This window comes from Asticcacaulis sp. W401b, from assembly GCF_046503825.1.
GTDB lineage: Bacteria > Pseudomonadota > Alphaproteobacteria > Caulobacterales > Caulobacteraceae > Asticcacaulis.
The window spans coordinates 367681-383088 of record NZ_JBKFEE010000003.1; the positions used below are offsets into that span (position 1 = coordinate 367681).

A 15408-nucleotide genomic window follows, 5' to 3' on the forward strand; every position below is an offset into this window, starting at 1 on the left:
AAGCAAAAGCCTGAGTATGTGATTTATGGCCAATCATCTCCGCCTCCTGCCGCTGATCGCCGTTGCCGTCGGCGGCGTTATCGCCTTCCGTGCGGTCGGTTCCATCGAGGCCATGCCCGCCTTTCTCAAAAGCGCCACCGCCTGGGCCGAGGCCCCGAAAGCCGATGGTGAGGCCAAGAAGGGGGAGGCCAAGAAGGGTGAGGCCAAGCCCAAGCCTGAAAAGGCGAACTCGGCGGATGACACGGCCACCGATGCGGCCGAATCCGCCGCCGGTTCGGTCTCCGGCGATGACAAGGCCCTGTCGGTGCTCGATGCGGCCCAGCCCGCCGCTGCCAAGGCCGCCCCGGTCTGCGCCACCTCGGTCGATGATCTGGCCAAACAGGCGGGCATGTCGCCCTCGGAACTGAAGGTCATTCAGGCGCTGGCGCAGCGCCGCGCCGAACTGGACGCCCGCGAAAAGCAGATGGCGACGCAGGAGCAACTGATCGCCGCCGCCGAAAGCAAGCTCGATGGCCGAATCAAGCAACTGGGCGACCTCAAGACCCAGGTGCAGGCCCTGCTCGATCAGGCCAACAAGACCGGCGACGACGACGTGGCGCGCATGGTCAAGGTCTATGAATCTATGAAGCCCAAGGACGCCGCCAAGGTCATGGAAACACTCAAGGACGATGTGCGTCTGCCCATCGCGTCCAAGATGAAGGAGCGTAATCTGGCGGCCATGCTGGCTCAGATGCAGCCCGACAAGGCGCGCGACCTGACTGAAAAGCTGGCCCAACGCATGAAGAAGGCGGATGACCTGCAAAATCGTCTGGATAAGGTCAATGCCGCCGGTGCCGCCCCGGCGACGCCCGCCCCTGCGAAGAAGTAAAAGACATCCTCTTGCCTCCGGCGGGCTTTATTTGCCTCCGGCGGGCAGGGGCACGGCCCCTGCACCCTCATTTTCCTACTCCTCCGGCGTGCCGGGGGAGGTGGCGCGCCGAAGGCGTGCCGGAGGGGGGCTCGCACTGCAAAGCGTGGCCTTAGAAGGCTGATATGACTCCAAAAATCAACCTTCGTTACCTCGGCGTTAACCCTGCCTTAAGCCCAATCAGGGCAAGGATTCGAGCGTCATGACGCGCCCACCTCACGACCTGTCACGGCTAAAAGCCGCGCTGAACGCGGAAACGCAGATGCGTTACCCGGCGCGCGAGGCCGCGTCTGCGGGCTTTACTGTGCGCAACATCCGTTTTGCCGCCGCGGCTGTCGCCCTGACCGGGTTCGGGGCCGCCGGTCTGGCCGTGTCGGCGCCGCTGGCCGATCAGGTGGCCGCCGCACTGGCCTCCAAAAGCGAAATCGACCTGCGTGTCGGGCGCAACGGCGGCGTCAGCCGCGTCGAACTCTATGGCTCCGTCGGGTCGCGCGCCTCGGTGCGTAGCGACAAGGGGCAGGTGGTCATCCGCCTGCCGGGGGCCAAAGCGCCCGACATCGGTGACCTCCGCGTCAATCCGCCCACTGGCGTCAAGGCCGTGGACCTGCGCCGCGATGCGCGCGCCAGCGAGATCGTCCTGACCCTCGATGAGGGGGCAAAGGCGCGATTCGGGCGCTCGGACGGCGCGGTCTTTGTGCAGATCGACAGCAAGGACGATCACGGCGAAGCGGCGGAGGTCCTGAAAACCGTCGCCGCCGAAGACCGCAAGGCGGGTGAACTGCCGCCCACCCCGGTGGCTGAAACCAAGGCTAAGGCCGCCGCTCCCGTTGTCGCGCTCAAGCAGGTGCGCGTGCAGGACGGCGTGCAGCTCGATTTTCCCTTCCCGGAAGTCACCGGGGCCGCCGTCTTCCGTCGCGGCGAGGCCGTGTGGATGGTCTTTGACCGTGAGGTCGATTTCCGCCTTCCGGCGGGTCTTAAAGACGGCAGTCTCGTCACCGAGGCCAACTGGGTCAAGAATGACGGCTTTGCCGCCCTGCGGCTGGTCGCGCCGTCGGCAACGGGCCTGTCGGTCGATACGGAGGGCGCAACCTGGCGCGTGCGCGTCGGCGGTCGGGCCCTGAACGGCGAAGCCAGCGAAGTGGCGGTCAAGCGCGACGACACGACGGGCTCACCCACCCTGACGCTCAATCTGGCCGGGGCCAAGCGCGTGGCTTGGATTCGCGATCCGATGGTGGGTGACCGCATGGCGGTCATTCCGGCCCCCGGTCCGGCCAAGGCCGTGCGCGACGACCGTTCGACGCTTCAGGCCTCGATTGCCGCCACGGCGCAGGGCGTGATGGTTGAGCGCATGACGCCCGACATCATGGTCACGGTCGAAGGCGACCGCGTGGCGGTGACGCGCCCCGGCGGCCTGTTGCTGTCGTCCAACGGCGAAGGGGTGCAAAAGCCCGATCGCGCGGGTTTCAAGCCGGCTTTGTTCCCGACCCTGCCGGACCCGTCGTGGAGCCAGATGCCGGAAGAGGGCTTCCTCAAGACCTATAACCGCCTTCAGGAGGCCGCCGCCGAGGAGCAGGGGGCCGGGGCCGAAGGGCCCTATGCGGCGCGCCTTGATCTGGCGCGTTTCCTGATCGGGCAGGGGATGAATTTCGAAGCGCAGGGCGTGCTTGACCTCCTGACCAAGAACAATCCGCGCAGCCTTGGCGATCCGCAGGTGCGCGGCCTCAAGGTGGTGGCCAAGGTGATGGCGGGCCGCCTGTCCGACGCGCAGGTCGATCTCGATTCGACGGCCTTGCAAAACGATCCGGCGGCCAATCTGTGGCGCGGCTATATCGCCGAACGCGGCCGCCATTACGAAGACGCGCGCAAGGCCTTTGCCGAGGGCGTGTCGGCCATGGAGGGCTTTCCGCCGGAATGGCGCACGCGCTTCGCCACGGCCAATGCCCGCGCCGCGCTGGCGCTGAAAGACACCAAGGCGGCGTGGGAGCTGATCGTCTATGCCGCCGGCCAGGACGTGCCGCCGCTCGACCGGCTTGAGGCGCAACTGGTGCAGGCGGAAATCATTGAGGCACAGGGCGACAAGGCGCGCGCCTACCGCGTCTATGCCGCCATCGCCAAATCGACCTCGGACCGTATCAATACCCCGGCGCAGTTGCGCGCGGCGCGGCTTAAGCTGGAACTGGGCGAGGGCAAGCCGGAGGAAACGCTGCAACTGCTCAGTTCGCTGCGCTTCCGCTGGCGCGGCGATGAGACGGAACTGGAAACCATCCGCACCATGGCCGATATCTACCTGACGCAAGGACGCTATCGTCAGGCGCTTGAGGTATTGCGCGGGGCCGGGGCTTCCTTCTTCAACCGGCCGGATGCGGTTGAAATCAATGAGAAACTCAGCACGGCCTTCCGCAGCCTGTTCCTCGACGGCATGGCCGACGGGCTGCAACCCATCGAGGCACTGGGCCTCTATTTCGATTTCAGGGACCTGACGCCCGTGGGTGGCGATGGCGACGCCATGGTGCGCCGCATGGTCAAGCGTCTGGTCGAGGTCGATCTTCTGTCTCAGGCCGCCGATCTGCTGCAATATCAGATAGATAACCGTCTTCAAGGCGTTGCGCGTTCTCAGATGGCGGCGGACCTCGCGGCCATTCACCTGATGAATCGTCAGCCGGAAAAAGCGCTTCAGGCCCTGTGGAAGACGCGCAACACCCTGCTGCCCAAACCCGTCCTAACCGAGCGTCGGGTGCTGGAGGCACGGGCGCTGAACGAACTGAACCGTCCCGATCACGCGCTGGAAGTGCTGGGCAACGATATGTCGCCCGAAGCGCTGGACGTGCGTGCCGATATACTGTGGCGGCAAAAGGACTGGGCCAAGGCCGGGGCGCTGCTGGAGCGGCGTCTGGGGGACCGCTGGAAAAAAGACGGGGCGCTGGCCATCGGCGAAGAGGCCAATCTGATCCGCGCAGGGGTGGCCTATAGTCTGGCCAGTGACCAGAAATCGCTGGATCGCCTGTCGCAACGCTTCGGCAAATACGCCGATACGGCCCAGAATGGCGACGCGGTGCGCGTGGCGCTGGCCGGGCTGGATAACGGGCCGCTGCGCGCCTCGGACTTTGCCACCGCAGCCGCCCAGACCGACAGCTTCACCGCCTGGGTCGCGGCCATGAAGCAAAAGTTCCGCACACAGCCCGCGCAACCGGCACCTGCGGCCCCGGCGGCACCCGCGCCGAAGACCGCCTAAGCCTACTTCTTCAGCAGCGGGTCGATGTGCGCCGACAGTTCGTCGCTCTCATAGCGACTGAGTTGCACTGTCTTGCCATTGATCAGGAAGGTCGGCGTGCCGGTGACGCCGTCTTTCAGCGCCTGCTGGTTCAGCTCATTGAGCGTGTTCAGCCCTGCCGGATCGGTGACGCAGCGGTTGAAATCGGCCTCGCTCAGGCCGGCCGATTGCGCGATGCGCAGCAGAACCGGGCGGGCATTGGCGTATTGTTCCGGCGCGCCGCCCTGATCCATTTCCGGCTGAGCCCGCATGATCGAGTCGATCACCGTCAGGGCCTTGTCGCGCGATACGCAGTTGGCCAGCATGTGCCCGGCGGCCGCGACCGCCGCATTGCCGGTCATCATGGGGCGATAGACGTAGCGCACCTTGCCCGTTTCGACATATTTGCTTTTGAAGGCGGGCATCATCTTTTCATTGACCTGCGCGCAGATGGGGCAGGCCACAGAGGCGTATTCGACCACCGTTACCGGCGCATCGGCCTTGCCTTCGCTCAGTTCATCGACCTTGATCGTGCCCTTCGACCCGGACTGACCGCAGGCGGCCAGACCCAGCATCAGGAATGCCGCCACCGTCTGGCGCAGCGTGGAAACGGTTTTGGTCATGAGGGTCCCCAAAGGTGCGACAGGTGCGTTTTGCCCTGTATCCAGAATGAGAATGGCGGCGAAAGTGTGACCCGCGCCTTCCCTGATCACATCCGCGTTATCATTGTCCGGATTCGCTTTGTGGCGAAGCTGTGGCCATGTAATATATCTGCATTCTCCGGTGTAACGGAGTTTAACGAACGCAAAGGTTTACGATCGCCAAACGAAAAAGCATAGCCGCCCTGAACAGATGCGCGGCCCCTGAATGAAGATGGAACGGCTCGATTTGACTAATCTTAAGCCGCTGTCTGCTAGTCGAAATCTCGGCCCAGCCCATATTTGCTTTACTTGCGATCAAGCCCCCGAAACCCAGACGATGCCACCCGTTTTTCAGGGCGCGTATCCTTTTGTCTCTGAACCCCCTCTCACTTTTGGAAAGGACGGACCGCGCCGGATGACGGCGGGCCGAAGACACCCATGACTCTCAATAGTCTCAATACCGCTCCCAAGCTCTCTGGCCGCTGGAAGGTCTATGCGCCGCTGGGCGCCGTGGCGCTTCTGGCGCTGTTTGGTCTGGCCTCGTGCGGGCAGACGATCCAGCCCGGCAATGTCGGCGTGAAGATCCGCACGCTGGGCCCCAATGCCGGCGTGGACAAGACCGCCCTGCCGTCGGGCTGGCACCTCAACCTGATCGGCGAGCGTATCGTCGAATTCCCGGCCATCCAGCGCACCTATACTTACACGCGCGAAAAGGATGAGCGCGGCCCGGAAAACGAGGAGATCAACTTCTCGGACAACAACGCCCTGCCCATGACGGCGGACGTGCAACTGGTCATGCGCATCGACGCGGGCAAGGCGCCTGAGCTTTACAAGCGCTACCGCCTGACCTTCGATCAGATGTTCGAAGGCCCGATCCGCAACGATGTGCGCTCGGCCATCGCGGCGGAAACCGAGCTGGTCAGCGTCGAGTTCCTGTATCGCGGTGGCCGTCAGCAGGTGATCCAGAAGGCGCTGGCCCGCGTCAATCGCAAGTGGGAGCCGCAGGGGGTCAATATCAGTCAGCTCGACTGGATCGGCACCATCCGCTACCCGCAGGTGATCCTCGACTCGATCCAGGCCAAGACCAAGGCCGACGCCGACGCGGCTGCGGCTCAGGCGCAGGTCGCCGTGGCCAAGGCGCAGGCCGACGCGAAGATCGAAGAGGCCCGCGGTCAGGCCGAGGCCAACCGCCTGATCGCTCAGTCGATCGCCGCCAGCCCCGGCGTGGTGCAACTGCGCGCCATCGAAAAGTGGGACGGCAAACTGCCTCAGGTGACGGGTTCGGCCACGCCGTTCATCGACCTGAAAAAGGCGGACTAGAGCCTCATGCCGAAAAGTGGACACCACTTTTCTGAAAAACATGAGGCGTTAGAAATAATTAGAGCCATTCGGCGGCTCAACTTAGCCGACGAATGCTCTAACTGTGCTCAGAGCGGAATGATTGCTAACGGAATCATTCCGCTCAAGCCGCCGTGCGCAGGGTCTGGCCCAAGGCCTTGATCTGATCACGCAGGGCGATCAGGTGCGGCAGGTCCATATTGCCCATGGCGCACAGCATGGCCTGCGGAATGGATTGCCCTTGTTTAGCCAGCGCCTTGCCCTTATCCGTCAGGGTGATGCGGGTGACGCGCTCGTCCCTGGGGTCGCGGGTGCGGTCGATCAGCCCTTGCGTCTGAAGGCGTTTGAGCAGCGGCGTCAGCGTGCCGGAGTCAAGAAACAGCGGCGTGCCCAGTTCGCTCACCGACCGGTCGTCCTTCTCCCACAGCAGCAGCATGACCAGATACTGCGGATAGGTCAGGCCCAAGGGTTCCAGCAGGGGCTTATAGGCCTGCGCAAAAGCGTGCGCCGCGCTGTGGACAGCAAAACATATCTGGTTTTCGAGGCGCATTTCCGCGGGGATGAGGGGCGAGGACATGATTTTCTCCTGACTTGGCAAAGGGATAACACAAAAATCGCTTAAAATCAATTAAATTGCACGCTATGCAAATGACAAAAGATTGTGCGCAATCTATCTAGGTTTCAGACACGCCGCTGGCTGTTCTTCATCGACTTCAACCGCAAAGGAAACCTGATATGACCACCTCGATCACCGCGCTCTACACCGCTCACGCTACGGCCACCGGCGGCCGCGAAGGCACCGCCTCCACCCCTGATGGCCGCCTGTCGGTCAAGCTCTCGACGCCGAAGGAACTGGGCGGCGGTGGCGGGGAAGGCACCAATCCGGAGCAACTGTTTGCCTCTGGCTACGCCGCCTGCTTTATCGGTGCCCTGAAGTTCGTTGGCGGTCAGAAGAAGGTCGCCGTTCCCGCCGACGCCTCGATCGACGCTGCGGTCGGCATCGGGCAGATTCCCAACGGGTTCGGCCTTGAAGTCACGCTGAAGGTCAACCTGCCGGGCGTCCCGGACGAGGCGGCGCGCGACCTGATCGAAGCCGCACACGTGGTCTGCCCCTATTCGAACGCGACGCGCGGCAATATCAACGTCACCCTGATCCACAAGGCGACGTCGGGCGAAGTCATCGTCGCGCAGTAGGTTTTGCGCCTAACGGATTAAAAATAAAAGCGCCGGAGGTGTCTCCGGCGCTTTTTTTTCAGGCTTTGAAGTGCGGGTTGTCGATCAGGTCCTGACCAGTGGATTTCGGCGGGGCCGTGAAGATGCCGGGCAGGGCGTCGCGGGTTAGCCGATCCAGTTGCGTCAGTTCCGCCTCGCTGAAGCTGAGATTGTCCAGCGCGCCGAGGCTGTCGGTCAGTTGCCCGACCGTGCGCGCTCCAATCAGGGTCGAGGTGACCCGCGCGTCCTTCAACGTCCAGGCCAGAGCCATGCGCGCCAGAGATTGCCCGCGCGCCTTCGCCAGTTCATTGAGCTGACGGATCAGGGCCAGCTTGGCGTCGGTCAGTCCGGCGCGCACCCAGTCGAGGCGGGCAGCGCGTGACTCTTCGGGCAGACCGTTCAGATACTTGTCGCTCAGAAAGCCCTGCGCCAGAGGGGAAAAGACGATGGTGCCGATGCCGTTGCGCGCATTGGCCTCCAGCAGCGCCGGTTCGATCCAGCGATCCAGCAGGCTGTAGTTCGGCTGGCTGATCAGCAGCGGTACCCCCAGAGATTTGAGAATATCGGCCGCCTTTTGCGTCAGGTCCGGCCCATAGTTGGAAATGCCGACATAGAGCGCCTTGCCCTGCTGGACCAGCGTCGCCAGCGCGCCCATGGTTTCTTCCAGCGGCGTATGCGGGTCCGGGCGGTGCGAATAGAAGATATCAACATAGTCGAGCCCCATACGCTTCAGGCTCTGGTCGCAGGACGCGATCAGGTGCTTGCGCGTACCGGTCATGGAGCCGTAGGGGCCGTCCCACATCTGCCAGCCGGCCTTGGACGATATGATCAGCTCATCACGATAAGGCTTGAAATCTTCGGCGAAAATGCGCCCGAAGTTCACTTCGGCTGAGCCTGGCGGCGGGCCGTAATTATTGGCCAGATCGAAGTGAGTGACGCCCCGGTCAAAGGCGGCACGCAGCAGGGCACGTTGCGTATCGAGGCGGTCGATATCGCCGAAATTATGCCACAGCCCCAGCGATATGGCGGGCAGTTTCAAACCCGACGTGCCACAGCGGCGATAGGGCATGGCGTCATAGCGCGTGTCGGCGGCGGAATAGGTCATGGGGCGCTCCCGGTTTTCATTGCCGCTAGGGTTAGGATGGTTTAGGGCGGTTGGGAAGTGGGGATAAGCCATGAGTCTTGAAAACTGGACGCCGCGTCCGCGACCGGCGGCGAAGACCTTTGTGGGCCGCTATGGCCATCTGGAACCGCTCGAATGGGCGCGCCACCTGTCGGGGCTTTATGCCGTGGCCGGGGGTGAGGCCAATGGCGACCTGTGGCGTTATATGCCGCTCGGTCCCTATGTGGGTGAGGCCGTTTTTCAACGCGAGTACGAAGCCAAACGCGCTCAGGAAGGCTGGGAAACGCAGGTCATCCTCAATCCGCGCGGGGTGGTCATGGGTATGGCCTCCTTCATGCGTATTCGTGAGGCGCAGGGCAGCGCCGAAATCGGTGCGGTGCTGTTTGGGCGCGCCTTACAACGCACGGCTCTGGCCACCGAAGCTGTGTTTCTGATGGCGCGCTATGTGTTCGACGAACTGGGCTATCGGCGCTTTGAATGGAAGTGCAATGCGGCCAACCGGGCGTCTATGCGCGCGGCGGAACGGTTTGGTTTTACCTATGAAGGCACCTTCCGCAACGACATGGTGACGAAGGGCGAAAACCGCGATACGGCATGGTTTTCAATCATTGACTCGGAATGGCCGCGCATTCGCTCTGCCTACGAGGCCTGGCTCGACCCGGCCAATTTCGATGGCACGGGCCGTCAGATTTTTCGCCTGAAGGCCAAATAATTTTCGCGCTCTGTCACAACCGCTTCGGCTGGCTCGTCTTGCTTTCGAGGTCGCACGCACGCGGCCTGTGAAAAGGAGACGTGTTATGTCGCAACGTATCAATGGCTATGCCGTCGCCCCCGAAGCCTATAAGGCCAAGGCGGCGCTCGAAGACTATTTCAAAACCACTGCTATCGAGCCCTCGCTGATGCACCTGATCAAGGTGCGGGTGTCGCAAATCAACCATTGCGCCTACTGTCTGCACATGCACCGCGAAGAGGCGCTGAAGGATGGAGATACGGAAAAGCGGCTGCTGCTGCTCGATGCATGGCGCGAGTCGGACCTGTTTACCCCCCGTGAGCGCGCCGCCCTGGCCTGGGCCGAGAGCGTGACCTTGATTTCGGCTACCGAAGCGCCAGACGCCGATTATGAAGCCATGCGGTCTGAGTTCAATGAAAAGGACGCGGTTGACCTGACCTTTCTGATCGCGCAGATCAATGGCTGGAACCGCATCGCTGTGCCGCTGCGGCAGGTCCATCCGCAAGACCGGGCCAGATAGGAGGCGCAGGATGATCGCCGATTTCGAGAGTCATCGCCGCTATCTGATCGGCGTCGCCTACCGCATGTTGGGCACTGTCGCCGAGGCCGAGGACGTGGTGCAGGAGGCCTATATCCGTACCCGCGATGCCGAAGCCGTCGCGCATCCACGGGCCTTCCTGACGCGGGTCGTGACGCGGATGAGCCTTGATGTCCTGAAATCGGCGCATCGTCAGCGCATGACCTATGTCGGGCCGTGGCTGCCGGAGCCTTTGCACGACATCAGCGATTTTACGGGGGCAAGGACAGAAGAGGGACTGGCGGACGACGTGTCGATAGGTCTGCTCTATGCGCTGGAGCGGTTGAGTCCGCTGGAGCGGGCGGCCTTCATGCTGCACGACGTGTTCGGGGTGGGGTTTGCCGACATAGCCGCCACGTTGGAGCGCTCCGAAGCCGCCTGCCGGCAACTGGCGGCACGGGGGCGCAAGGCGGTGCGGCGCGACGAAGCCCCTCCGGTGCGTTTTCAGGTCACGCCCGACGATGAACGGGCCTTTCTTCAGGCGTTTCTGGAGGCGTCGCTGTCGGGCGATGTTCGCGCTCTGGAAGCCCTCCTGACACGCGACGTGACGCTCCATTCCGATGGCGGCGGCAAGGTGTCGGCGGCCCTCAATGTGCTGGAAGGCCGCGACCGCGTGTTGAAATTCATGGTCGGTATCTACCAGAAATTCCGGCAACATACGGTCGTGCGGGTCGAATTTGTGCGGGCGAATGGGGCCCTGTCGGTGCTCAGTCACCACACGGATGGCACGTGCGACCTGCTCACTGTCGAAACCTCTGACGGACGGGCTAAGGCCATCTATTTTGTGCGTAACCCGGACAAGCTGAAACGGTTTCAGGACCCGTATGGCTGAGGGTCAGGCCACCCGCAAGGCGCGGTCGAGGGCGGCGATCAGGTCCGTCGGGTCTTCGAGACCGATCGACAGGCGCAGCAGCCCCTCGGTAATCCCCGCCGTGGCCTGCGCTTCCGGCGACATGGCCGCGTGGGTCATCGACCCCGGATGCACGATCAGGCTTTCGACGCCGCCCAGACTTTCGGCCAGACTGAACAGTTCGATCACGTCAAACACGCGCTTGACGGCCTCAAGCCCGCCGGCCAGTTCGAAGCTCATCATGGCGCCGAAGCCCTTTTGCTGACGCCTGGCCAGTGCGTGCTGCGGGTGTGAGGGCAGGCCGGGATAGAAGACGCGCGATACGGCGGGGTGGGCGTCGAGGAATTCGGCAATGGCCTGCGCCGACTCCTGCTGCTGCTTGACGCGCACGAAAAGCGTGCGAACGCCGCGCAGGGTCATGTAGGAGTCAAACGCGCCCGGCGTCGAACCGAGGCAGTTGGCCCACCAGCGATAGGTGGTGACGTCTTCTGCCGTCGTGCAGACCAGCGCGCCGCCGATGACGTCCGAATGGCCGTTGATATATTTGGTCGTCGAATGGATTACGAAATCGGCCCCGAAGGCGATGGGGTTTTGCAGGGCGGGTGACAGGAAGGTGTTATCCACGGCGACCTTTGCCCCGGCGGCGTGGCCCAGAGCGATCAGTTTTTCGAGGTCGATGAGGCGCATCAGCGGGTTGGACGGCGTTTCCAGCAGCAGTAGACCCGCGGGTTGTGAAAGGGCGGACTCCATAGCCGCATCGTCGCCCTGATCGACATAGACGACCTCAATCAATCCTTGACGATGGCGGGCATTAAGCAGGCGCTGCGTACCACCGTAGCAGTCGTGCGGCACGATCACGCGCTTATTGGGCAGGTCCTGCCACAGAAGGTCCAGCGCCGCGAGGCCGGAGGCGGTCATCACGGCACCCGCCCCGCCTTCCAGTTCGGCAATCACGTCGGCGATGATGTCGCGCGTCGGATTGCCGGAGCGGGCATAGTCATAGCCGCGCTTTTGCCCGAAACCGGCGAAGGAATAGTTGGACGACAGGTAGATCGGCGGCATGACCGCCCCATGCGCGCGGTCGCTGTCGATACCGATATTGATGACCTTGGTGCCGAGTTTGGCGTCTTTGAGATAATCTTTTGACATTTTCGTTCCTGCCGGCGCTCGTTTTGGGGACGTCGGCTAATCCTTAAGTGATGTGCGAACTATATCGGACACCAGACTGATTTCTTTCAAAAAAGCATCGTGCCCATAAAGTGAGGGAAAGTCGATAAAGACGCTGTCCGTCAGCGTCTCATGCAGGGTCTGCATGTCGGAATAGGGAACCAGCCGGTCCGTCGGCACGGCGGCCAGAAACACCCTGGCCTTGATCTTTGCCGGATCGACGCGGTGACGATCGAGCGAATCCGACATGGATATCCAGCGATTGGCGTTCGACGTATAGGCGTCGCCGCGCGCCCGAAGATAGCCGCACACCGTATAGTTTTCACCCGCCCAATCGGGGGCCGGGCCATCAAAGCGCTCGGAAAACTCGGCTTCCGAGCGATAAGTGGTCATGGCCAGTTGCCGCGCCAGTGAAATGCCTTCCTGTTCGCGGCCCGTGTCGAGCCCGAACTTCAGCAGACGGCGTTGCAAGCCACGCATGGCCGTGGCCATGGGGTGCGCCCTGTGTGCTGCCGAAATGCAGCAGACGCGGTCGATATAGTCGGGATAAAGCTCAGCAAAGGCCAGCCCGATCATCGCCCCATAAGATGCCCCGATAAAGGCAAACACATGAGCCACCTCAAGGTGATCGAGGATCAGCTTCACCAGCCGCGCCTGATCGTGTGTGGTGATGGTATAGACCTGAGAGGCGGGCAGGCGCGGCGCAAACTCGATGGACAGGACACGAAAAACGTTGAGATCGAGCGCTTCACCGGGGCCCGCTACGCCCTCCCACCAACCGGGGGCGGTGTCGGTCGAATCTTCCTTGGCGAACAGGATGCGTCCGGCGGAAATGCCCCCCGCGGCCACCACCACACGGCCATCGGCCGGGCCGTAGAGGCGCGCCACGACGTCGGTCTGCTCCAGCCTTTGCCCGCTTTGCAAACGGAAGTCGTCCGGAATATCGACTCGGATGTCGGTTCCGGTCAGATCGGGCTGGGTGTGCGGTTTGATAAAGCTCATAGCGGTAAAAGCTCGGTGGTCCGGTGCAAAACAGGGGCTCAACGGACCAGTCGGGAGAAGACACGGCCACACCGCCGCTGTCGCTTCTCTCATCTGTCGGAAGCGCACTTCCGCAGGAGTTGGCACCATTCCGAAGGTTCGGCGGTTGCCCCAGCGTCGTCGGGCCTGTCCCTCGGCTGGTCTCGATGAGTTATGTGCGCTTATGCGCCGAAGCCGGCTTTGTCGTCAAGAGGGGGATAGAGATGAGGCGTATCGCATAAGACGCGCATAAACAGGTCATCCGGTAGCGACCTTCGTGCGTAATGACCTTATGACCCAAATCAAACGTCGCGCTGTTCTGGCCTCTCTTGGGGCTCTGCCCCTCTCGATCACTGCCTTTGGCGTGTATGCCGAGGTTCCGGCAGGCGTGCCTGACGGCAAGCTGGTCGGTAAGGGCCGCTACAGCGTGCTGGGCCTGTCAATCTTTGACGCCAGCCTCTATGCGCCCAACGGCCGTTATGATCCGCAAAAGCCGTTCGCCCTGCGGCTCGATTATCTCCGAAACATCACCGCGAAGCACATTGTCGATCATTCGGTGGCCGAAATCCGCAAGCAGGGTTTTTCGGACAAGGCCAGGCTGGAAGAGTGGCGACAGCAGATGAGCGCCATATTCCCGGATATTCGTTCGGGGGCCTACATTACGGGTGTACGCACCGCCGACGGGCACGCCCAGTTCATTCACAATGGCCGTTCCATCGGCACCATCCGTGATACGCAATTTACGCGCCTGTTCTTCGATATCTGGCTGGGCAGCCGGAGCTCGTCGAAAGCGCTGCGCGCCCGACTACTGGGGGATGCATGAGTCCGCGCAAGACACCCAAACGCACCTGGATCATCGGTGCTTCCAGCGGCATAGGCGAAGCTTTGGCCGAACGGCTGGCGGCGCGGGGTGAGGAAATCATCCTGTCGGCGCGCAATGCCGAGGCGCTGGAGGCAATCTGCAAACGTCTGAAGGGCCGGGGGCATCGCGTCCTGCCGCTGGATGTATCGGACGGCCCGGCAGTGGCCCGCTCAGCTATCTGGTTGAAGGACACGGTGGGGCCGCTCGACCGTGTGCTGTTTTTTGCCGGAGCCTACACGCCGATGAAGCTGGGGCAGATCGACCTCGGTGACATGGGCCGCATCGTTGACACCAACCTGAAAGGGGCCTTTTACGTCGTGGAGGCCGCCCTCCCGGTCATGGCGGAAAAAGGTCAGATCGCCCTTTGCGCGTCGGTGGCGGGTTATCGCGGCCTGCCCAATGGTCAGCCCTATGCGGCCACCAAGGCGGGTGTAATTTCTCTGGCCACGTCTTTGCGCGCCGAACACGGCGACCGGCTGGATATCAAGGTGATCAATCCGGGCTTTGTCAAAACGCGCCTGACGGACAAGAACGGCTTTGAAATGCCGATGATGATTACGCCGGAAAAGGCCGCTCGCGCCATTGCCCGCGAACTGGATAGCAAACGCTTCGAAATCCACTTCCCCAAGGGCTTTACGCGGATGGTCAAACTTCTGGCCTTGCTGCCCGACGGACTTTATTTCAATGCTGTCAAAGGGATGCGTTAGGTAGGTTGCGCAGCTTTCGGGCGGCCCCATTCGGCCAGCACGATACCGGCAATGACCAGAGCCAGTGCCCAGAGGTGAAACCCGTGCAAAGGCTCGCGCAGGATCAGCACCGACAGGATCACTCCGAACAGCGGGATGGTGTTGATGAACAGGCCGGCCCGGTTTGCCCCGATCAGTTCAACACCCCATACATAGCACACCTGTGCCACCAGTGACGGCAGCAATCCCGTATAGAGCACGATCAGCCAGCCGGTGGTATCGGGCCAGACGATGCCGGTGTCGCGCGACATCCACAGCAGATAGGGCAAGGCGGCCATAGTGGCCCCAAGGGTCGGAATGGCCATCAGGCTTTGCCAGTGGATCGCCGGCTTATATCGCAGGGCGATCGTATAGGCCCCGTAATTGATGACGGCCAGCAGCATCAGGGCGTCGCCGAGATTGAGGTTCAGCCGCACAATATTGCGCAGATCGCCATGCGTGGCCGTCAGCATGACGCCGATGGCTGTAACGCCAAAGCCCGCCACCTGCGCCCAGGACGCTGTGATGCGATAAAGCGCGTAGTTCAGCCCCATAATCACCAGAGGAATACCGGCGTCTTCGATCACCACATTGATGGCGCTGGTGTGCTCCAGCGCGGTGTAGAGCAGGATATTGAAAGACGCGAAACCGAAGAAGCCATAGGCCAGAAGCAGAGGCAGGTGCTGACGGATGACGGGCCAGTCGCGGCGCAATGGCTTAACGGAGAGGGCAAAGATCACCAGAGCCGCCAATATCCAGCGTGCGGCCGACAGCAGGGCCGGGCTGATGTGCCCCACGGCCAGCTTGCCCGACACCATATTGCCCGCCCACAGGATCGAGGCGATCAGCAGGCAGGCATAGGCCTTCAGGCTCACGGATGATTTTAGATACTGTTGCAACGACTTCTCTCCGTCGTCGCGCGCTTAACACGAAAAACGGGGCGCGGCTTATCTTTTTTCTTTGAATTCGTTGAAAAGACTTATAACGCCATGCTTACCCGCCTGCC

Annotated in this window: 15 protein-coding genes and 1 riboswitch; of the genes, 9 read left to right on the forward strand and 6 right to left on the reverse strand. The window is 62.3% G+C overall.

Annotated elements, in window-relative coordinates; translation table 11 throughout:
* The first annotated feature begins 25 nt into the window (after window positions 1-25).
* Window positions 26-868 carry a MotE family protein gene (locus ACK8OE_RS09315; RefSeq protein ID WP_410272304.1) on the forward strand — a complete coding sequence of 281 codons (843 nt, stop codon included), beginning with the start codon at window positions 26-28 and terminating at the stop codon, window positions 866-868.
* 241 nt (window positions 869-1109) lie between these two features.
* Window positions 1110-4139 (forward strand): tetratricopeptide repeat protein, encoded by a 3030-nt coding sequence (locus tag ACK8OE_RS09320; RefSeq protein WP_410272305.1) that lies wholly within the window; start codon window positions 1110-1112, stop codon window positions 4137-4139.
* A gap of 2 nt (window positions 4140-4141) precedes the next feature.
* Here the strand turns inward: ACK8OE_RS09320 and ACK8OE_RS09325 are convergent, their stop codons facing one another.
* The gene (locus tag ACK8OE_RS09325) at window positions 4142-4780 is read right to left on the reverse strand and encodes a DsbA family protein (protein ID WP_290797757.1); all 639 of its coding nucleotides are present in this window, start codon (window positions 4778-4780) and stop codon (window positions 4142-4144) included.
* Window positions 4781-5236: 456 nt separating this feature from the next.
* Here ACK8OE_RS09325 and ACK8OE_RS09330 point away from each other — a divergent pair, with 456 nt between their 5' ends.
* Window positions 5237-6118, forward strand: a complete 882-nt coding sequence (locus tag ACK8OE_RS09330) for an SPFH domain-containing protein (RefSeq protein ID WP_410272306.1) — start codon at window positions 5237-5239, stop codon at window positions 6116-6118.
* 142 nt (window positions 6119-6260) lie between these two features.
* Here the strand turns inward: ACK8OE_RS09330 and ACK8OE_RS09335 are convergent, their stop codons facing one another.
* Window positions 6261-6713 (reverse strand): MarR family winged helix-turn-helix transcriptional regulator, encoded by a 453-nt coding sequence (locus tag ACK8OE_RS09335; RefSeq protein WP_410272307.1) that lies wholly within the window; start codon window positions 6711-6713, stop codon window positions 6261-6263.
* Window positions 6714-6871: 158 nt separating this feature from the next.
* On the opposite strand from ACK8OE_RS09335, the gene ACK8OE_RS09340 reads away from it, so the two are divergent.
* On the forward strand, window positions 6872-7330 hold the full coding sequence (locus tag ACK8OE_RS09340) for an organic hydroperoxide resistance protein (RefSeq protein WP_290797748.1): 459 nt from the start codon (window positions 6872-6874) through the stop codon (window positions 7328-7330).
* Between the two features lie 58 nt (window positions 7331-7388).
* Here the strand turns inward: ACK8OE_RS09340 and mgrA are convergent, their stop codons facing one another.
* Window positions 7389-8453, reverse strand: coding sequence for an L-glyceraldehyde 3-phosphate reductase (gene mgrA / locus ACK8OE_RS09345; RefSeq protein ID WP_410272308.1), 1065 nt, complete (start codon window positions 8451-8453; stop codon window positions 7389-7391).
* A 70-nt stretch (window positions 8454-8523) separates the two neighbouring features.
* On the opposite strand from mgrA, the gene ACK8OE_RS09350 reads away from it, so the two are divergent.
* From ACK8OE_RS09350 to sigJ, 3 genes are all read left to right on the forward strand, one after another.
* Window positions 8524-9183, forward strand: a complete 660-nt coding sequence (locus ACK8OE_RS09350) for a GNAT family N-acetyltransferase (RefSeq protein ID WP_410272309.1) — start codon at window positions 8524-8526, stop codon at window positions 9181-9183.
* Between the two features lie 85 nt (window positions 9184-9268).
* The gene (locus ACK8OE_RS09355) at window positions 9269-9721 is read left to right on the forward strand and encodes a carboxymuconolactone decarboxylase family protein (protein WP_410272310.1); all 453 of its coding nucleotides are present in this window, start codon (window positions 9269-9271) and stop codon (window positions 9719-9721) included.
* A 10-nt stretch (window positions 9722-9731) separates the two neighbouring features.
* Complete coding sequence (gene sigJ, locus ACK8OE_RS09360; RefSeq protein WP_410272311.1) at window positions 9732-10610, forward strand: RNA polymerase sigma factor SigJ; 879 nt, start codon at window positions 9732-9734, stop codon at window positions 10608-10610.
* Between the two features lie 3 nt (window positions 10611-10613).
* Here sigJ and metB read toward each other — a convergent pair whose 3' ends face one another.
* Together metB and ACK8OE_RS09370 are read right to left on the reverse strand one after the other, a co-directional pair.
* On the reverse strand, window positions 10614-11777 hold the full coding sequence (metB, locus tag ACK8OE_RS09365; protein WP_410272312.1) for a cystathionine gamma-synthase: 1164 nt from the start codon (window positions 11775-11777) through the stop codon (window positions 10614-10616).
* A 36-nt stretch (window positions 11778-11813) separates the two neighbouring features.
* Window positions 11814-12797, reverse strand: coding sequence for a homoserine O-succinyltransferase (locus ACK8OE_RS09370; RefSeq protein ID WP_410272313.1), 984 nt, complete (start codon window positions 12795-12797; stop codon window positions 11814-11816).
* Between the two features lie 86 nt (window positions 12798-12883).
* Window positions 12884-12989, reverse strand: a riboswitch (SAM riboswitch).
* Window positions 12990-13107: 118 nt separating this feature from the next.
* Between ACK8OE_RS09370 and ACK8OE_RS09375 the strand changes: the two genes are divergently transcribed.
* Both ACK8OE_RS09375 and ACK8OE_RS09380 read left to right on the forward strand, forming a co-directional pair.
* On the forward strand, window positions 13108-13638 hold the full coding sequence (locus ACK8OE_RS09375; RefSeq protein WP_410272314.1) for a chalcone isomerase family protein: 531 nt from the start codon (window positions 13108-13110) through the stop codon (window positions 13636-13638).
* Window positions 13635-14384 carry an SDR family NAD(P)-dependent oxidoreductase gene (locus ACK8OE_RS09380; protein ID WP_410272315.1) on the forward strand — a complete coding sequence of 250 codons (750 nt, stop codon included), beginning with the start codon at window positions 13635-13637 and terminating at the stop codon, window positions 14382-14384. The genes ACK8OE_RS09375 and ACK8OE_RS09380 overlap by 4 nt, the downstream gene beginning before the upstream one ends.
* On the opposite strand, the gene ACK8OE_RS09385 is transcribed toward ACK8OE_RS09380, so the two are convergent.
* On the reverse strand, window positions 14381-15277 hold the full coding sequence (locus ACK8OE_RS09385; protein ID WP_410272316.1) for a DMT family transporter: 897 nt from the start codon (window positions 15275-15277) through the stop codon (window positions 14381-14383). The two genes, ACK8OE_RS09380 and ACK8OE_RS09385, sit on opposite strands and share 4 nt — an antisense overlap.
* Window positions 15278-15408: the final 131 nt, after the last annotated feature.